Consider the following 16,206-nt stretch of genomic DNA (forward strand, 5'->3'; position numbering starts at 1 on the left):
ATTCTTTCCGATTATTAATTGCTCTGGTGTTATGGTTGAAATCACGTCCACAGAAATAACTCCACATACCGACGATTCACGAGAATTCCGTCCGATGCGCGGTATCAGTAACCGCCATCTGCAGACGATGCTGCCGCGTTTAATTCGCCGCAAGGTGAAATTCGACGCCCACTGGCAGCGTCTGGAATTGCCCGACGGTGATTTTGTCGATCTGGCATGGAGTGAAGACCCGCAACAGGCGAAACATAAACCGCGCCTGGTGGTTTTTCACGGTCTGGAAGGCAGTCTGAACAGCCCGTACGCACATGGCCTGATTGAAGCAGCGCAAAAGCGCGGCTGGCTGGGCGTGGTGATGCATTTTCGCGGCTGTAGCGGCGAACCCAATCGTCTGAACCGTATTTATCATTCCGGTGAGACAGAAGATGGCACCTGGTTTTTACACTGGCTGGCACGTGAGTTCGGTCGCGTGCCGACCGCGGCGGTAGGCTATTCGCTCGGTGGAAACATGCTGGCCTGCCTGCTGGCAAAAGAAGGTACTGAGATTCCAATTGATGCCGCGGTTATCGTTTCCGCGCCTTTCGTGCTGGAAGCCTGTAGTTACCATATGGACAAGGGATTCTCCCGGGTCTATCAGCGCTACCTGCTAAACCTGTTGAAAGCCAATGCCTCGCGTAAGCTAGAGGCGTATCCAGGATCGCTGCCGGTGAGTCTGGGCCAGTTGAAATCTCTGCGTCGCATTCGCGATTTTGACGATCTGATCACCGCCAAAATCCACGGTTTCGCTGATGCTATAGACTATTACCGTCAGTGTAGCGCTATGCCGTTGCTCAACCAGATCGCCAAACCCACGCTGATTATCCATGCCAAGGACGATCCGTTTATGGATCATCACGTGATCCCTAAACCAGAAAATCTGCCCTCACAGGTAGAGTATCAACTGACGGAACACGGCGGCCACGTCGGATTCATTGGCGGCACGGTGCGCCGTCCTGAGATGTGGCTGGAATCCAGAATCCCGGACTGGCTGACAACGTATCTGGAGGCATCATCATGATCATCCCCTGGCAAGACATCTCCCCGGACGCGCTGGACAATCTGATTGAAAGCTTTGTCTTGCGCGAAGGCACCGATTATGGTGAACATGAACGCTCGCTCGAACAAAAAGTCGCCGACGTCAAACGCCAACTACAATCTGGTGAAGCCGTGCTGGTATGGTCCGAACTGCATGAAACGGTCAACATTATGCCGAGGAAGCAGATTCACGAGTAATCCGTAGCCGACGGCCGACTATAATAAAAATTCAACCTATTCATGGAGTTGTTATGTCTGCCAAACATCCGGTGATTGCGGTAACAGGGTCCAGCGGCGCGGGGACCACCACCACCAGCCTCGCGTTTCGTAAAATTTTCGCGCAGTTAAATCTGCGCGCCGCCGAGGTGGAAGGTGACAGTTTTCATCGTTATACCCGTCCGGAAATGGACATGGCGATTCGCAAAGCGCGCGATGCCGGGCGGCATATCAGCTATTTCGGCCCCGAAGCTAATGACTTCGGTCTGCTGGAGCAAACCTTCATCGAATACGGCCAGACGGGCAAAGGTCAGTCGCGAAAATATCTGCACACCTACGATGAGGCCGTACCGTGGAATCAGGTTCCGGGTACATTTACGCCCTGGCAGCCGCTGCCTGAACCGACGGATGTACTGTTCTATGAAGGACTGCACGGCGGCGTCGTAACCCCACAGCAAAACGTGGCCCGGCATGTCGATCTGCTGGTTGGCGTAGTGCCGATCGTGAACCTGGAATGGATTCAGAAGCTGACCCGCGATACCAGCGAGCGGGGACACTCACGCGAAGCGGTGATGGACTCAGTGGTGCGCTCAATGGACGATTACATCAATTACATTACGCCGCAGTTTTCCCGTACGCATATTAACTTCCAGCGCGTACCGACCGTTGATACCTCCAACCCCTTTGCCGCCAAAAGTATTCCATCCCTGGATGAAAGCTTTGTCGTGATTCATTTTCGGAACCTGGAAGGGATCGACTTCCCGTGGCTACTGGCCATGCTGCAGGGATCATTCATTTCCCATATCAATACGTTGGTTGTTCCGGGCGGGAAAATGGGTCTGGCGATGGAATTGATTATGCTGCCGCTGGTCCAGCGACTGATGGAAGGCAAAAAGATAGAGTAAGGTGTTATTTTGCCGGATGGCGGCTGATGCCTTATCCGGCCTACGCGTTTATATCCTGTAGGCCTGATAAGTGAAACGCCATCAGGCATCACATCACGAAGCAGCAACCACTTCATAGGAGTGGGTAATGTTCACCGCCTTTTCCAGCATCAGCGCCACAGAGCAATATTTTTCCGCAGAGAGATCGACTGCGCGCGAAACGGACGCATCTTTCAGATCGTTACCCGTTACGATGAAATGCAGGTTAATGTGGGTAAACAGGCGCGGCGCTTCATCACGACGCTCTGAGGTCAGTTTCACTTCGCAGTTGGTCACATCCTGACGGCCTTTTTGCAGGATCGAAACCACATCAATTGCACTGCAACCGCCCGCAGCCATTAATACCATTTCCATCGGGCTCGGCGCTTTATCACCGGAGTTACCGTCCATCAAAATTTGGTGACCAGAGGCGGACTCACCGAGGAAGGTTAACCCCTCAACCCACTTTACACGCGCTTGCATATTTCGTAACTCCAATGTTTCAATTTTCCTGACAGATTACGCGTACATAACAATTCTCGCAACGGAAGGCGACCTGCGTCATGCTGAAGCGAGACACCAGGAGACACACGGCGAAAGCTATGCTAAAACAGTCAGGATGCTACAGTAATACATTGACGTACTGCATGTATGCAGAGGACATCACATTACAGGCTGCAGTTAATTTTTGACAGCCCCTTTCCCAGGTAGCGGGAAGCATATTTTTGCAAACCCAGAGGCAGCGTCGTTTTCTGGCTCTGGAGACAGCTTATAACAGAGGATAACCGCGCATGGTGCTTGGCAAACCGCAAACAGACCCGACTCTCGAATGGTTCTTGTCTCATTGCCATATTCATAAGTACCCATCGAAGAGCACGCTGATTCACCAGGGTGAAAAAGCGGAAACGTTGTATTACATCGTTAAAGGCTCAGTGGCAGTGCTGATCAAAGATGAAGAAGGGAAAGAAATGATCCTTTCTTATCTGAATCAGGGCGATTTTATTGGTGAATTAGGCCTCTTCGAAGAAGGTCAGGAACGTAGCGCCTGGGTACGTGCCAAAACCGCATGTGAAGTCGCTGAAATTTCCTACAAAAAATTTCGCCAATTAATCCAGGTCAACCCGGATATTCTGATGCGCCTGTCTTCACAGATGGCTCGTCGCCTGCAGGTCACGTCTGAAAAAGTCGGCAACCTTGCCTTCCTCGACGTAACGGGTCGTATCGCGCAGACTCTGCTGAATCTGGCGAAACAGCCTGATGCGATGACCCACCCGGACGGCATGCAGATTAAAATCACCCGTCAGGAAATCGGCCAGATCGTTGGCTGCTCCCGTGAGACCGTTGGTCGTATTCTGAAGATGCTGGAAGATCAAAACCTGATCTCCGCACACGGTAAGACCATCGTCGTCTACGGCACCCGTTAACCCCATCGAAGTGGCGCGTTACTCAGTGATGCGCCACTTTTGTTTACACCGATGTGGCGAAGACTGATATACCACCCAGAGATCAACTACGCACTACGGCAGACGCTGGTGCTATGTTTACCTGTGGCTGTTGGTCTGATCATCGGTCAGCTTCATCTGGGACTCCTCTTCTCCCTGGTCCCTGCCTGCTGCAACATTGCCGGTCTTGATACCCCGCATAAGCGCTTTTTCAAACGTTTAGCTATTGGCGCGTCTTTGTTTGCCGGTTGCAGTCTGATCATGCAGTTGCTGCTGGCACAGGCCATACCGCTGCCGCTTATCCTCACCGGACTGACGCTGATTCTTGGCGTAACCGCCGAGCTCAGCCCTCTGCATGCCCGACTGTTACCGGCCTCACTTATCGCCGCGATTTTCACGCTAAGCCTGGTCGGGAACATGCCCGTCTGGGAACCGTTGCTGATCTATGCGCTGGGCACGTTATGGTACGGCCTGTTCAACTGGTTCTGGTTCTGGATGTGGCGCGAGCAGCCGCTCCGTGAATCGCTCAGCTTGTTGTACCGTGAATTAGCCGATTACTGTGAGGCCAAGTACAGCCTGCTGACCCAGCATGCCGATCCGGAAAAAGCGCTACCTCCCCTGCTGGTTCGCCAGCAGAAAGCGGTGGATCTGATTACCCAGTGCTACCAGCAAATGCATATGCTGTCGGCGCATCGCAACAACGATTACAAGCGCCTGCTGCGTGCCTTTCAGGAGGCACTGGACTTGCAGGAGCATATTTCCGTCAGCCTCCACCAGCCGGAAGAGGTGCAAAAGCTGGTCGAACGTAGCCACGCCGAACAGGTGATTCGCTGGAATGCGCGCACCGTCGCCGAACGCCTTCGGGTACTGGCCGATGATATTTTGTATCACCGCTTGCCGACCCGTTTCTCGATGGACAAGCAGATTGGCACGCTGGAGAAAATCGCCAACCAGCACCCGGACAATCCGGTGGGACAATTTTGCTACTGGCACTTCAGCCGTATTGCCCGCGTGCTACGCACCCAGCGACCGCTATACGCCCGAGATTTAATGGCGGACAAGCAGCGTCGGTTGCCGCTGATCCCGGCCCTGAAAAACTATCTGTCGTTGAAATCGCCGGCGCTGCGTAATGCCGGACGCATCAGCGTCATGCTGAGTATCGCCAGCCTGATGGGCAGCGCTTTACACCTGCCAAAGCCTTACTGGATTTTGATGACGATCCTGTTCGTCACGCAAAATGGCTACGGAGCAACCCGGGTACGTATTTTACACCGTTCAGCAGGAACGCTCGTTGGACTGGTCATTGCCGGAGTCACCCTGCACTTTCATATTCAGGAAGGTTACACGCTGGCAGGCATGCTGCTGATTACCCTGGGTAGCTATCTGATCATGCGCAAAAACTACGGCTGGGCTACCGTCGGCTTTACGGTCACGGCGGTATACACCCTGCAACTGCTGACGCTGAACGGAGAACAGTTTATCGTGCCGCGGTTTGTCGATACGGTTATTGGCTGCTTAATCGCCTTTGGCGGTACACTCTGGCTGTGGCCGCAGTGGCAGAGCGGCCTGCTGCGTAAGAACGCCCATGATGCGTTAGAAGCCGATCAGGAGGCCATTCGCCTGATCCTCAGTAACGATCCGCAGGCCACGCCGCTGGCGTATCAACGCATGCGGGTCAATCAGGCGCATAACACGTTGTTCAACTCACTGAACCAGGCGATGCAGGAGCCAGGATTCAACTCGCACTACCTGGCGGACATGAAACTGTGGGTCACGCACAGCCAGTTCATCGTCGAGCACATCAACGCGATGACCACACTGGCAAGGGAACATACAATGCTGACGCCGGATTTAGCGCAGCGGTATCTGGAATCCTGTGAAATTGCGCTCCAGCGCTGTCAGCAGCGGCTGGAATATGACGGACCGGGAAGCTCAGGCGATGTGAATATTCTCGAAGCGCCAGAGATGCTTTCCCACGGTCCGTTAAGCACCCTTGAGCAGCATCTGCAACGGATACTGGGGCATCTGAACACCATGCACACCATTTCGTCGGTAGCATGGCGTCAGCGACCGCACCACGGAATCTGGCTGAGCCGCCGTCTGCGGGACATGAAAGGTTAAGATCGACTGCCGGATGCGCTGTGCTTATCCGGCAACAGGTAATCAGGCAACGACTTTCGCTACCGCTTGTGCGAAACGCTGCATCCCTTCATCGATATCCGCCTGCTCAACTACCAGCGACGGCGCGAAACGCATCACGTCCGGTCCGGCGTTGAGTACCATCACTCCTTCGTGCGCGGCGGCATACAGGAAATCGCGCGCCCGGCCTTTAAACTGCAGCTTCAGCTCGGCGCCAATCAGCAGCCCCATCCCGCGAATATCGCTGAAAATGTCGAACTGTTGATCAATTTTGTGCAAATGTTGGACAAACGTCTGACGTTTAGCCTGAATACCTTCCAACACTTCCGGCGTGTTGATGATATCAAACGCTGCCCCCGCAACTGCGCAGGCCAGCGGATTTCCACCGTAAGTGGAACCGTGCGAACCCACATGAAATGCGGAGGCAATCTCTTGGGTGGTCAGCACCGCGCTCACCGGGAAGCCGCCGCCGAGAGCCTTCGCGCTGGTGAGGATATCCGGCGTCACGCCATAGTGCATATAGGCAAACAGATCGCCGGTACGGCCCATCCCGCTCTGCACTTCATCCAATACCAATAGCGCCTGGTGTTGGTCGCAAAGTTCACGCAAACCTTGCAGGAATTCCGGCGTTGCCGCAGTGACGCCACCTTCCCCCTGAATAGGCTCAACCACCACCGCACAGGTGTGATCGTCCATCACCGCTTTGACCGCATGCAGATCGTTAAACGGTACATGGATGATATCCGCTGGTTTTGGTCCAAAGCCGTCAGAGTATTTCGGCTGCCCGCCGACGGACACGGTAAACAGCGAACGACCGTGAAACGCATTGTGGAAGGCAATGATTTTGGTTTTGAACGGGCTATGGCGCACGCAGGCATAGTGGCGCGCCAGCTTAAAGGCGGTTTCGTTAGCTTCGGTACCCGAGTTCATGAACAGCACGCGCTCGGCGAAGGTCGCATCAATGATTTTACGGCCCAGGCGCAACGCCGGTTCATTGGTGAAAACGTTGCTGGTATGCCACAGGGTTTCACCCTGGGTTTTTAACGCCTCCACCAGGGCCGGATGGCAATGCCCTAGTGCAGTAACTGCAATGCCGCCCGCGAAATCAACATACTCTTTGCCCTGTTGATCCCAGACTCGACTCCCTTTTCCTTTTACCGGGATAAACTCAGCCGGTGCATAAATCGGCAGAATCACTTCATCGAATGTCGCGCGCGTAATTGCAGTTTGTTCAGTTGCCATGTCATTGCCACCCTGTTAAGCAGAAATGTTAGTGAAATTATAATCACAAAATATGAATAAAAAATCACTGAATAGCAACCACAAATCACCGGTTGAGGAAATTAGCCAGCAGTTGATGCCCCTGCTCGCTGAGAATACTCTCCGGGTGAAACTGCACACCTTCCATATCCCACTCGCGGTGACGAATGCCCATAATCTCCTGCGTTTCACTCCAGGCCGTCACCTCAAAGCAGTCAGGAAGCGTCGCGGGGGCAACCACCAGAGAATGGTAGCGCGTCACCGTTAATGGGTTGGCGAGCTCCTGAAAAACACCCTGCCCGTTATGCGTAATTGGCGAGGTTTTACCGTGCATCACTTGAGCTGCCCGAACCACTGTCGCGCCAAAGGCCTGCGCCATAGCCTGATGTCCCAGACAAACACCCAGCAGGGGTGTCTTGCCCGCGAAATGACGAATAACATCCAATGAGATCCCAGCGTCATCCGGCGTGCAGGGGCCTGGGGATATTACGATTTTTTGCGGGCTTAGCGCGTCGATTTGCGCCAGCGTCAGTTCGTCGTTGCGCCTGACAAGGACATCAGCGCCCAGTTCGCAGAAGTATTGGTACAGGTTCCAGGTAAAAGAATCATAGTTATCGATAAGCAGGATCATGGCGGCTCCGGTACATAAGAACCGCGCTATTCTACTCAGTTTCCGGGGCTTCGCTTACTACTTTACGAAATATCGCCCGAAGCGCAGACAGGTCACCCATCGCCCCACTTTGATTAGCCAGGTTCCACTCCTCAACCGGAATGTCATCCCAGCTCAATATATACCTGGCATGAATCGCTAACTGTTCGAAAAAAATTCGCTGTGCCAGACCGCTGCCAATACGAAACGGATGCAGCACGTTGATTTCGCAATAATAGTGCGCAAGACGATCCACAAACTTATCTTCCGGTACCCCCACCAACCAGGACTCGTCTTCCAGGTCCTGCATCAACACATTGCCCTCTTTCTCGATATAAGCGAAATGGCAAAAGCGGGTCTCGCCCTGGTAAATATCCACTTCTCGCAGATGTCCCGCCCAGTCAAAAATATCCCGATACAGTTGGCGATGAATGGCGCACAGATGCGGCAAGCCCCGTTTAAGCGGGCCTAATTCGATAGTGGCCGCACGCAGCGCCGTCAGTTCATACGCCGCCTGCGCCAGGCGCTGTGCCTGATGAATCCCCAGACGGTTACGCATGACATTCAGGCCCGGATACAAATAGGGATCGCGTCCATCACCGAATTTATCGCTCATAGTGCCCCCTCAACTCTTCAAGACGCGCCAGGGCGTCTTCCGTGCTCAGAGTCACCCGTGGAATATCCACGCCTTCCAGCCGCCGACTGGCCTGGAAATTGGCATTTCGCCGTTGTTCCCAGAGTCTGGACTTTTGTTTATCGGTGAGTTTTTTCACGTGACCTCCCTGAATGAGCCGACACTTGCCACAAGTATAAGCGGCAATTTCAGGTTACGCAGAGAAGGGAAAGAACGCGGACAGGAACTGCCCGCGCAAAAGACGTTTATGGCAGGACTTTGGCAGACAGGATAACAATCGGTTTTGACGGGACATTCTGGTAAGGACCAACATCATGGGTCTGCACCTGAGAGATCTTATCCGCGACATCCATACCTTTCACAACTTTACCGAAGACTGCGTACCCAAAGTCGCGCTGGCCGTGATCGAGGAACGCATTGTCTGCAATGTTGATAAAGAACTGGCTGGTCGCGCTGTCTTTATCTGCTGTACGCGCCATGGCAATCGTGCCGCGGGTATTACGCAGTCCGTTATCGGCTTCATTCTTGATTGGCGGGTTAGGTTTCTTCTGCTGCATCTGCTCGGTAAAACCGCCGCCCTGCACCATGAAGCCAGGGATCACGCGGTGGAACGTGGTGTTGTTATAGAAACCGCTGTTGACATAATCGACAAAGTTTTGCACTGAAACCGGGGCTTTCTGACTGTTCAGCTCCAGCTCAATGTTACCGGCAGAGGTTGTCAGCAGGACATGCGGGTCACCTTTTGCTGCCAGTGCTGCGGGAGAAAGAGCAGAAAGAGCGAGAACAGCTGCAACAGCCGCCAGAGTCGATTTGAGCATGAGAATTCCTTAACAAGAGCAGAAATGAAGCAAGTGAATTGATTCTAAAGAGCCTTCAAGAACAAGGCCATCCCTTTACTTAATTTTACGTACTTGAAACAAATGTAACCTTATAGCCTCAAGATTCAATGCGATCTAGATCACATAAAAAAATGTAACGTAGCAAGTAATTACCAATAAACATTTAAATGCATCACTAAAGCGCCTAAAATCTGCCCGCTCACGGCGCAGTCAATGCGCCTAACACTTCTATACAGGCCAGTCATGACTAACAGCAATCGCATCAAGCTCACATGGATTAGCTTTCTCTCCTACGCCCTGACAGGCGCGTTGGTAATTGTCACCGGGATGGTGATGGGAAACATCGCAGATTACTTCCATTTGCCCGTTTCCAGTATGAGTAACACCTTCACCTTTCTGAATGCCGGCATTCTGATCTCTATTTTTCTGAATGCATGGCTGATGGAAATTGTGCCACTGAAAACCCAGTTGCGCTTTGGCTTTATCCTGATGGTTCTGGCGGTCGCCGGACTGATGCTCAGCCATAGCCTGGCCTTGTTCTCAGCCGCCATGTTTGTACTGGGTCTGGTGAGCGGTATCACCATGTCGATTGGTACATTCCTGGTGACTCAGATGTACGAAGGTCGCCAGCGCGGTTCCCGCCTGCTGTTTACTGACTCCTTCTTCAGCATGGCCGGCATGATTTTCCCGATGGTGGCAGCATTCCTGTTAGCGCGCAGCATCGAATGGTATTGGGTTTATGCCTGCATCGGCCTGGTATACGTCGCCATTTTTCTGCTGACCTTCGGCTGCGAATTCCCGGCGCTGGGTAAACACGCACAGCAACCGGACGCGCCTGTGGTAAAAGAAAAATGGGGCATTGGCGTGCTGTTCCTGGCGATCGCCGCGCTGTGCTACATCCTCGGTCAGTTGGGCTTTATCTCCTGGGTGCCGGAATACGCCAAAAGTCTGGGCATGAGCCTGAACGACGCAGGTAAACTGGTCAGCGACTTCTGGATGTCTTACATGGTTGGCATGTGGGCATTTAGCTTTATCCTGCGTTTCTTCGATTTGCAGCGCATCCTGACCGTACTGGCGGGGGTGGCCACCGTCCTGATGTATCTGTTCATCACCGGTACGCCGGAGCATATGCCGTGGTTCATTCTGACGTTGGGCTTCTTCTCCAGCGCGATTTATACCACCATCATTACCCTCGGATCCCAGCAGACGAAGGTCGCATCACCTAAACTGGTTAACTTCGTTCTGACCTGTGGCACCATCGGTACTATGCTCACTTTCGTGGTCACTGGCCCTATCGTGGCGCACAGCGGTCCGCTGGCGGCATTGCAGACGGCTAACGGCTTGTATGCGGTCGTATTCGTGATGTGCTTTATTCTTGGGTTCGTCACGCGTCATCGCCAGCATAACGCACCCGCAACGCATTAATCTGAGTGCCGGATGGCGATGCTAACGCATCTTATCCGGCCTACAAGACAAGCTGTTCGTAGGCCGGATAAGGCGCAGACGCCCTCCGGCCTATTTCCGCGCCCTCTTCTTTCTCTGGTGCTGTAGGCCAATTCTTACAAAAACCCCTTAATTTGTACGCTATTTATACAAACACGAAAAGCCTGTTAATTCCGCAACTTATAAAAATGCAGTTAAATCAGCCATATACCTCTTAAGGAGTATATAAAGGCGAATTTGATTTGCATCAATAAGCGGGGTTGCTGAATCGTTAAGGTAGGCAGTAATAGAAAAGAAATCGAGGCAAAAATGAGCAAAGTCAGACTCGCTATTATCGGTAATGGTATGGTCGGCCATCGCTTTATTGAGGATCTTCTTGATAAATCCGACGCTGCCAATTTTGATATTACCGTCTTCTGTGAAGAACCCCGCAAAGCGTACGACCGTGTCCACCTGTCGTCCTACTTCTCCCACCACACCGCCGAAGAACTTTCTCTGGTGCGTGAAGGATTCTACGAGAAGCATGGCGTTAAGGTGTTAGTGGGCGAGCGCGCAATCACCATCAACCGCCAGGAGAAGGTGATCCACTCCAGCGCGGGTCGTACGGTCTATTACGATAAGCTGATCATGGCGACAGGCTCTTATCCGTGGATCCCGCCGATTAAAGGTTCGGAAACCCAAGACTGCTTCGTTTACCGCACCATCGAAGACCTCAACGCCATTGAGTCTTGCGCGCGCCGTAGCAAACGTGGTGCCGTCGTCGGCGGTGGCCTGCTGGGTCTGGAAGCCGCCGGTGCGCTGAAAAGCCTCGGCGTTGAAACCCACGTGATTGAATTTGCCCCGATGCTGATGGCCGAACAGCTGGATCACATGGGTGGCGAGCAGTTACGTCGCAAAATTGAAAGCATGGGCGTGCGTGTCCACACCAGCAAAAATACTAAAGAGATCGTCCAGGAAGGCACCGAAGCGCGCAAAACCATGCGTTTTGCCGACGGTAGCGAACTGGAAGTCGATTTCATCGTCTTTTCTACCGGTATTCGCCCACGCGACAAACTGGCCACCCAATGCGGCCTCGACGTTGCGCCGCGCGGTGGTATTGTGATTAACGATACCTGCCAGACTTCTGATCCGGACATTTATGCCATCGGCGAATGCGCCAGCTGGAACAACCGCGTGTATGGTCTGGTCGCTCCAGGCTACAAAATGGCGCAGGTTGCCGTTGACCATATTCTCGAAACCGAAAACGCCTTTGAAGGCGCGGATCTGAGCGCCAAGCTGAAGCTGCTTGGTGTTGACGTCGGCGGGATTGGCGACGCGCATGCGCGCACGCCGGGCGCCCGTAGCTACGTCTATCTCGACGAAAGCAAAGAAGTCTACAAACGCCTCATCGTTAGCGAAGATAACAAAACCCTGCTCGGGGCGGTTTTAGTCGGTGACACCAGCGATTACGGCAACCTGCTGCAGCTGGTACTGAACGCCATCGAACTGCCGGAAAACCCAGACTCACTGATTCTGCCAGCTCACGCGGGCAGCGGTAAGCCGTCTATCGGTGTCGATAAACTGCCGGACAGCGCGCAGATTTGCTCCTGCTTCGACGTCACCAAAGGCATGCTGATCGCCGCTATTAACAAAGGCTGCCACACCGTTGCGGCGCTGAAAGCTGAAACCAAAGCTGGTACCGGCTGCGGCGGGTGTATCCCGTTGGTAACGCAGGTCCTGAACGCTGAACTGGCGAAACAGGGGATCGAAGTCAACAACAACCTGTGTGAACACTTCCCGTACTCGCGTCAGGAATTGTTCCATCTGATCCGTGTAGAAGGAATTAAAACCTTCGAAGAGCTGCTGGCAAAACACGGGAAAGGCTACGGCTGTGAAGTGTGTAAACCAACCGTAGGTTCCCTGTTGGCCTCCTGCTGGAATGAGTACATCCTCAAACCACAGCACACGCCGCTGCAGGACACTAACGACAACTTCCTGGCGAACATCCAGAAAGACGGTACCTACTCCGTGATCCCGCGCTCCGCGGGCGGAGAAATAACTCCTGAAGGCCTGGTGGCCGTGGGCCGTATCGCGCGTGAATTTAACCTGTATACCAAAATCACCGGTTCTCAGCGTATCGGCCTGTTCGGCGCGCAAAAAGATGACCTGCCGGAAATCTGGCGTCAGCTGATTGAAGCGGGCTTTGAAACCGGTCACGCATACGCCAAAGCCCTGCGTATGGCGAAAACCTGCGTAGGCAGTACCTGGTGCCGTTATGGCGTCGGCGATAGCGTCGGATTCGGCGTGGAGCTGGAAAACCGCTACAAGGGCATTCGTACCCCGCACAAAATGAAATTCGGCGTCTCCGGCTGTACCCGTGAATGTGCGGAAGCTCAGGGCAAAGACGTGGGTATCATCGCCACTGAGAAAGGCTGGAACTTGTACGTTTGCGGTAACGGCGGGATGAAACCTCGTCATGCAGACCTGCTGGCAGCGGATATCGACCGCGAAACGCTGCTCAAATACCTTGATCGTTTCATGATGTTCTACATCCGTACCGCCGACAAACTGACCCGAACCGCACCATGGTTAGACAATCTGGAAGGCGGTATCGAATATCTGAAATCGGTCATCATCGACGACAAACTGGGGCTGAACCAGCACCTGGAAGAAGAGATGGCCCGTCTGCGTGAAGCGGTGGTCTGCGAGTGGACAGAGACAGTTAACACCCCATCCGCACAGGTTCGCTTCAAACACTTTATCAACAGCGATCAACGCGATCCGAATGTCCAGGTTGTGCCTGAACGTGAACAACATCGTCCGGCCACGCCCTATGAGCGTATCCCGGTGACTCTGGTGGAGGAAAACGCATGAGCCAGTGGAAAAACATCTGCAAAATCGATGACATTCTGCCTGCAACAGGCGTCTGCGCCCTGTTAGGTAGCGAGCAAGTTGCGATTTTCCGCCCGTATCACAGCGACCAGGTGTTTGCGATCAGCAACATCGACCCATTCTTTGAATCCAGCGTGCTTTCTCGTGGGCTGATTGCTGAACATCAGGGCGAATTGTGGGTCGCCAGCCCGCTGAAAAAACAGCGCTTTCGCTTAAGCGACGGTCTGTGCATGGAAGACGAACAGTTCTCCGTGAAACATTACGAAGCCCGAGTGAAAGACGGCATGGTGCAACTGCGCGGTTAATAACTTTTTGGGAGGCGCAACGCCTCCCCTTTTTTGACGTATTTGTAGGTCTTTTATTTGTAGGCCTGATAAGCGTAGCGCCATCAGGCAATTGCACAAGCACATTGCCGGATGGCGGCATAAATGCCTTATCAGGCCTACGGTTACGATTTCTTTTTATTGTTTGTACTTCAAGGATAATCAACACATGTTCACAGACACTATTAATAAGTGTGCGGCTAACGCTGCGCGCATCGCACGCCTGTCGGCTAATAACCCGCTCGGATTCTGGGTCAGTTCGGCAATGGCGGGGGCCTACGTCGGTCTCGGCATCATTCTTATTTTCACCCTCGGTAATCTGCTCGACCCGTCCGTTCGTCCTCTGGTAATGGGTGCAACCTTTGGTATCGCTTTAACGCTGGTCATTATTGCCGGTTCGGAACTGTTTACCGGTCACACCATGTTCCTGACGCTCGGCGTCAAAGCGGGCACCATCAGTCACGGTCAGATGTGGGCTATTTTGCCGCAAACATGGCTGGGTAATCTGGTCGGATCCGTGTTTGTCGCTCTGCTTTATAGTTGGGGCGGCGGTAGCCTGCTGCCGGTCGATACCAGCATCGTCCATTCGGTGGCGTTGGCGAAAACTACCGCGCCAGCAACGGTGCTGTTCTTTAAAGGCGCACTGTGTAACTGGTTGGTTTGTCTGGCTATCTGGATGGCAATTCGTACCGAGGGCGCAGCAAAATTCCTCGCTATCTGGTGGTGTCTGCTGGCGTTTATCGCTTCCGGTTACGAGCACTCGGTTGCCAACATGACGCTGTTTGCCCTCTCCTGGTTCGGCCACCACAGCGAAGCCTATACCCTGTCAGGAATTGGTCATAACCTGTTGTGGGTGACACTCGGTAATACTTTGTCCGGTGTCGTATTCATGGGATTGGGTTATTGGTATGCTACGCCAAAATCGGAGCGTCCTGCTCCGGCAAAAATCAACCAGCCAGAGGCTACTGCCAATAATTAAGGGGTAATGTCGTGGATCATTTGCCTATATTTTGTCAACTACGTGACCGCGACTGCTTGATCGTCGGCGGTGGTGATGTCGCAGAACGCAAAGCGCGGTTACTGCTGGAAGCGGGCGCCCGTATAACGGTTAATGCGCTGGCGTTTATTCCGCAGTTCACCGTATGGGCAGATGAAGGCATGCTGACGCTGGTTGAGGGACCGTTCGACGAGTCCCTGCTCGACACCTGCTGGCTGGCTATTGCCGCCACCGATGACGATGCCGTCAACCAAAGCGTCAGCACCGCCGCAGAATCACGTCGTATTTTCTGCAACGTGGTCGATGCGCCAAAAGCAGCCAGTTTTATCATGCCCTCCATTATCGACCGCTCGCCGCTGATGGTGGCGGTCTCCTCCGGCGGTACATCGCCAGTGCTTGCCCGTCTGCTACGTGAAAGACTTGAATCTGTGCTGCCTCAGCATCTGGGCCAGGTCGCGCAATATGCAGGCAAGTTACGCGCCCGAGTGAAAGAACAGTTTGCCAGCATGGGTGAACGTCGCCGCTTCTGGGAAAAATTGTTCGTGAATGACCGCCTGGCGCAATCGCTGGCGAACAGTGACCAGAAAGCAGTCGAGGAAACCACCGAGCAGTTGCTCAGCGAACCGTTGGACCATCGAGGCGAAGTAGTGCTGGTTGGCGCCGGTCCTGGCGATGCCGGGCTGCTGACGCTGAAAGGTCTACAGCAGATCCAGCAAGCGGATGTCGTGGTTTATGACCGTCTGGTATCCGACGACATCATGAACCTTGTACGCCGCGATGCCGACCGGGTGTTCGTCGGTAAACGCGCGGGCTACCACTGTGTACCGCAGGAAGAAATTAACCAGATCCTGCTGCGTGAAGCGCAACAGGGCAAACGCGTCGTGCGCCTGAAAGGTGGCGACCCGTTCATCTTTGGCCGTGGTGGCGAAGAGCTGGAAACCCTGTGCCATGCTGGTATTCCATTCTCCGTTGTGCCAGGTATTACCGCAGCATCCGGTTGTTCCGCCTATTCCGGCATTCCACTGACCCATCGAGATTACGCCCAGAGTGTACGTCTGGTCACCGGGCATCTGAAAACCGGCGGTGAGCTGGACTGGGAAAACCTGGCAGCAGAGAAACAGACGCTGGTGTTCTACATGGGCCTCAATCAGGCGGCTACTATCCAGGAAAAACTGATCGAATTCGGCATGCAACCCGATATGTCTGTCGCGCTGGTAGAAAACGGTACCTCCGTGAAGCAACGCGTTGTTAACGGGGTGCTTTCGCAACTCGGAGAACTGGCGCAGCAGGTTGAAAGCCCGGCGCTGATTATCGTCGGTCGCGTGGTTGGACTACGCGATAAGCTGAACTGGTTCTCGAACCATTAATTGAACGCTGAAAAATGCCCTGATATTGGACT

The 16,206-nt window shown here is 53.6% G+C and carries 16 protein-coding genes; 10 read left to right on the plus strand and 6 right to left on the minus strand.

Going from position 1 to position 16,206, the window contains the following annotated elements; genetic code table 11:
• Positions 1-31: 31 nt before the first annotated feature.
• From HV334_RS22650 to HV334_RS22660, 3 genes are read left to right on the plus strand one after another with little or no spacing between them, the layout of a single operon-like run.
• Positions 32-1,054 (plus strand): hydrolase, encoded by a 1,023-nt coding sequence (locus HV334_RS22650; RefSeq protein WP_049283084.1) that lies wholly within the window; start codon positions 32-34, stop codon positions 1,052-1,054.
• Positions 1,051-1,269: a YheU family protein gene (locus tag HV334_RS22655; protein WP_003023615.1), complete on the plus strand. Its 219-nt coding sequence runs from the start codon at positions 1,051-1,053 to the stop codon at positions 1,267-1,269. Before HV334_RS22650 ends, HV334_RS22655 begins: the two co-directional genes overlap by 4 nt.
• A gap of 53 nt (positions 1,270-1,322) precedes the next feature.
• A complete protein-coding gene (locus tag HV334_RS22660; RefSeq protein ID WP_003827751.1) occupies positions 1,323-2,192 on the plus strand; it encodes a phosphoribulokinase in 870 nt (289 codons plus the stop codon).
• A gap of 93 nt (positions 2,193-2,285) precedes the next feature.
• Here HV334_RS22660 and HV334_RS22665 read toward each other — a convergent pair whose 3' ends face one another.
• Entirely contained in the window at positions 2,286-2,693 is a 408-nt protein-coding gene (locus HV334_RS22665; protein WP_016154773.1) for an OsmC family protein, read from the minus strand.
• Positions 2,694-3,001: 308 nt separating this feature from the next.
• Here HV334_RS22665 and crp point away from each other — a divergent pair, with 308 nt between their 5' ends.
• Together crp and HV334_RS22675 are read left to right on the plus strand one after the other, a co-directional pair.
• Complete coding sequence (gene crp / locus HV334_RS22670; RefSeq protein WP_000242758.1) at positions 3,002-3,634, plus strand: cAMP-activated global transcriptional regulator CRP; 633 nt, start codon at positions 3,002-3,004, stop codon at positions 3,632-3,634.
• Positions 3,635-3,685: 51 nt separating this feature from the next.
• Positions 3,686-5,773 (plus strand): YccS/YhfK family putative transporter, encoded by a 2,088-nt coding sequence (locus HV334_RS22675; RefSeq protein WP_016154774.1) that lies wholly within the window; start codon positions 3,686-3,688, stop codon positions 5,771-5,773.
• Between the two features lie 42 nt (positions 5,774-5,815).
• Here the strand turns inward: HV334_RS22675 and HV334_RS22680 are convergent, their stop codons facing one another.
• The 5 genes from HV334_RS22680 to ppiA form a co-directional block, all read right to left on the minus strand.
• The gene (locus HV334_RS22680; RefSeq protein WP_181220923.1) at positions 5,816-7,033 is read right to left on the minus strand and encodes an aspartate aminotransferase family protein; all 1,218 of its coding nucleotides are present in this window, start codon (positions 7,031-7,033) and stop codon (positions 5,816-5,818) included.
• 85 nt (positions 7,034-7,118) lie between these two features.
• Positions 7,119-7,682, minus strand: coding sequence for an aminodeoxychorismate synthase component 2 (gene pabA, locus HV334_RS22685; RefSeq protein WP_181220924.1), 564 nt, complete (start codon positions 7,680-7,682; stop codon positions 7,119-7,121).
• 31 nt (positions 7,683-7,713) lie between these two features.
• Entirely contained in the window at positions 7,714-8,316 is a 603-nt protein-coding gene (locus tag HV334_RS22690) for a putative adenosine monophosphate-protein transferase Fic (protein WP_181220925.1), read from the minus strand.
• Positions 8,306-8,473: a YhfG family protein gene (locus tag HV334_RS22695; RefSeq protein WP_016157626.1), complete on the minus strand. Its 168-nt coding sequence runs from the start codon at positions 8,471-8,473 to the stop codon at positions 8,306-8,308. The genes HV334_RS22690 and HV334_RS22695 overlap by 11 nt, the downstream gene beginning before the upstream one ends.
• 106 nt (positions 8,474-8,579) lie before the next feature.
• Positions 8,580-9,152, minus strand: coding sequence for a peptidylprolyl isomerase A (gene ppiA, locus HV334_RS22700; protein ID WP_003023595.1), 573 nt, complete (start codon positions 9,150-9,152; stop codon positions 8,580-8,582).
• A 264-nt stretch (positions 9,153-9,416) separates the two neighbouring features.
• On the opposite strand from ppiA, the gene tsgA reads away from it, so the two are divergent.
• The 5 genes from tsgA to cysG all read left to right on the plus strand — a co-directional run bounded on the left by tsgA (position 9,417) and on the right by cysG (position 16,174).
• Entirely contained in the window at positions 9,417-10,598 is a 1,182-nt protein-coding gene (gene tsgA, locus HV334_RS22705) for an MFS transporter TsgA (RefSeq protein ID WP_016154778.1), read from the plus strand.
• Between the two features lie 327 nt (positions 10,599-10,925).
• Positions 10,926-13,469, plus strand: coding sequence for an NADPH-nitrite reductase large subunit (gene nirB, locus HV334_RS22710; RefSeq protein WP_016154779.1), 2,544 nt, complete (start codon positions 10,926-10,928; stop codon positions 13,467-13,469).
• A complete protein-coding gene (nirD, locus tag HV334_RS22715) occupies positions 13,466-13,792 on the plus strand; it encodes a nitrite reductase small subunit NirD (RefSeq protein WP_047501470.1) in 327 nt (108 codons plus the stop codon). Before nirB ends, nirD begins: the two co-directional genes overlap by 4 nt.
• A 187-nt stretch (positions 13,793-13,979) precedes the next feature.
• Positions 13,980-14,789, plus strand: coding sequence for a nitrite transporter NirC (gene nirC, locus HV334_RS22720; RefSeq protein ID WP_047501468.1), 810 nt, complete (start codon positions 13,980-13,982; stop codon positions 14,787-14,789).
• Between the two features lie 11 nt (positions 14,790-14,800).
• Positions 14,801-16,174: a siroheme synthase CysG gene (cysG, locus tag HV334_RS22725; protein WP_016157628.1), complete on the plus strand. Its 1,374-nt coding sequence runs from the start codon at positions 14,801-14,803 to the stop codon at positions 16,172-16,174.
• Positions 16,175-16,206 lie beyond the last annotated feature (32 nt).

The sequence above is a fragment of the Citrobacter sp. RHBSTW-00944 genome, from assembly GCF_013615435.1.
GTDB classification, from domain to species: domain Bacteria; phylum Pseudomonadota; class Gammaproteobacteria; order Enterobacterales; family Enterobacteriaceae; genus Citrobacter; species Citrobacter braakii.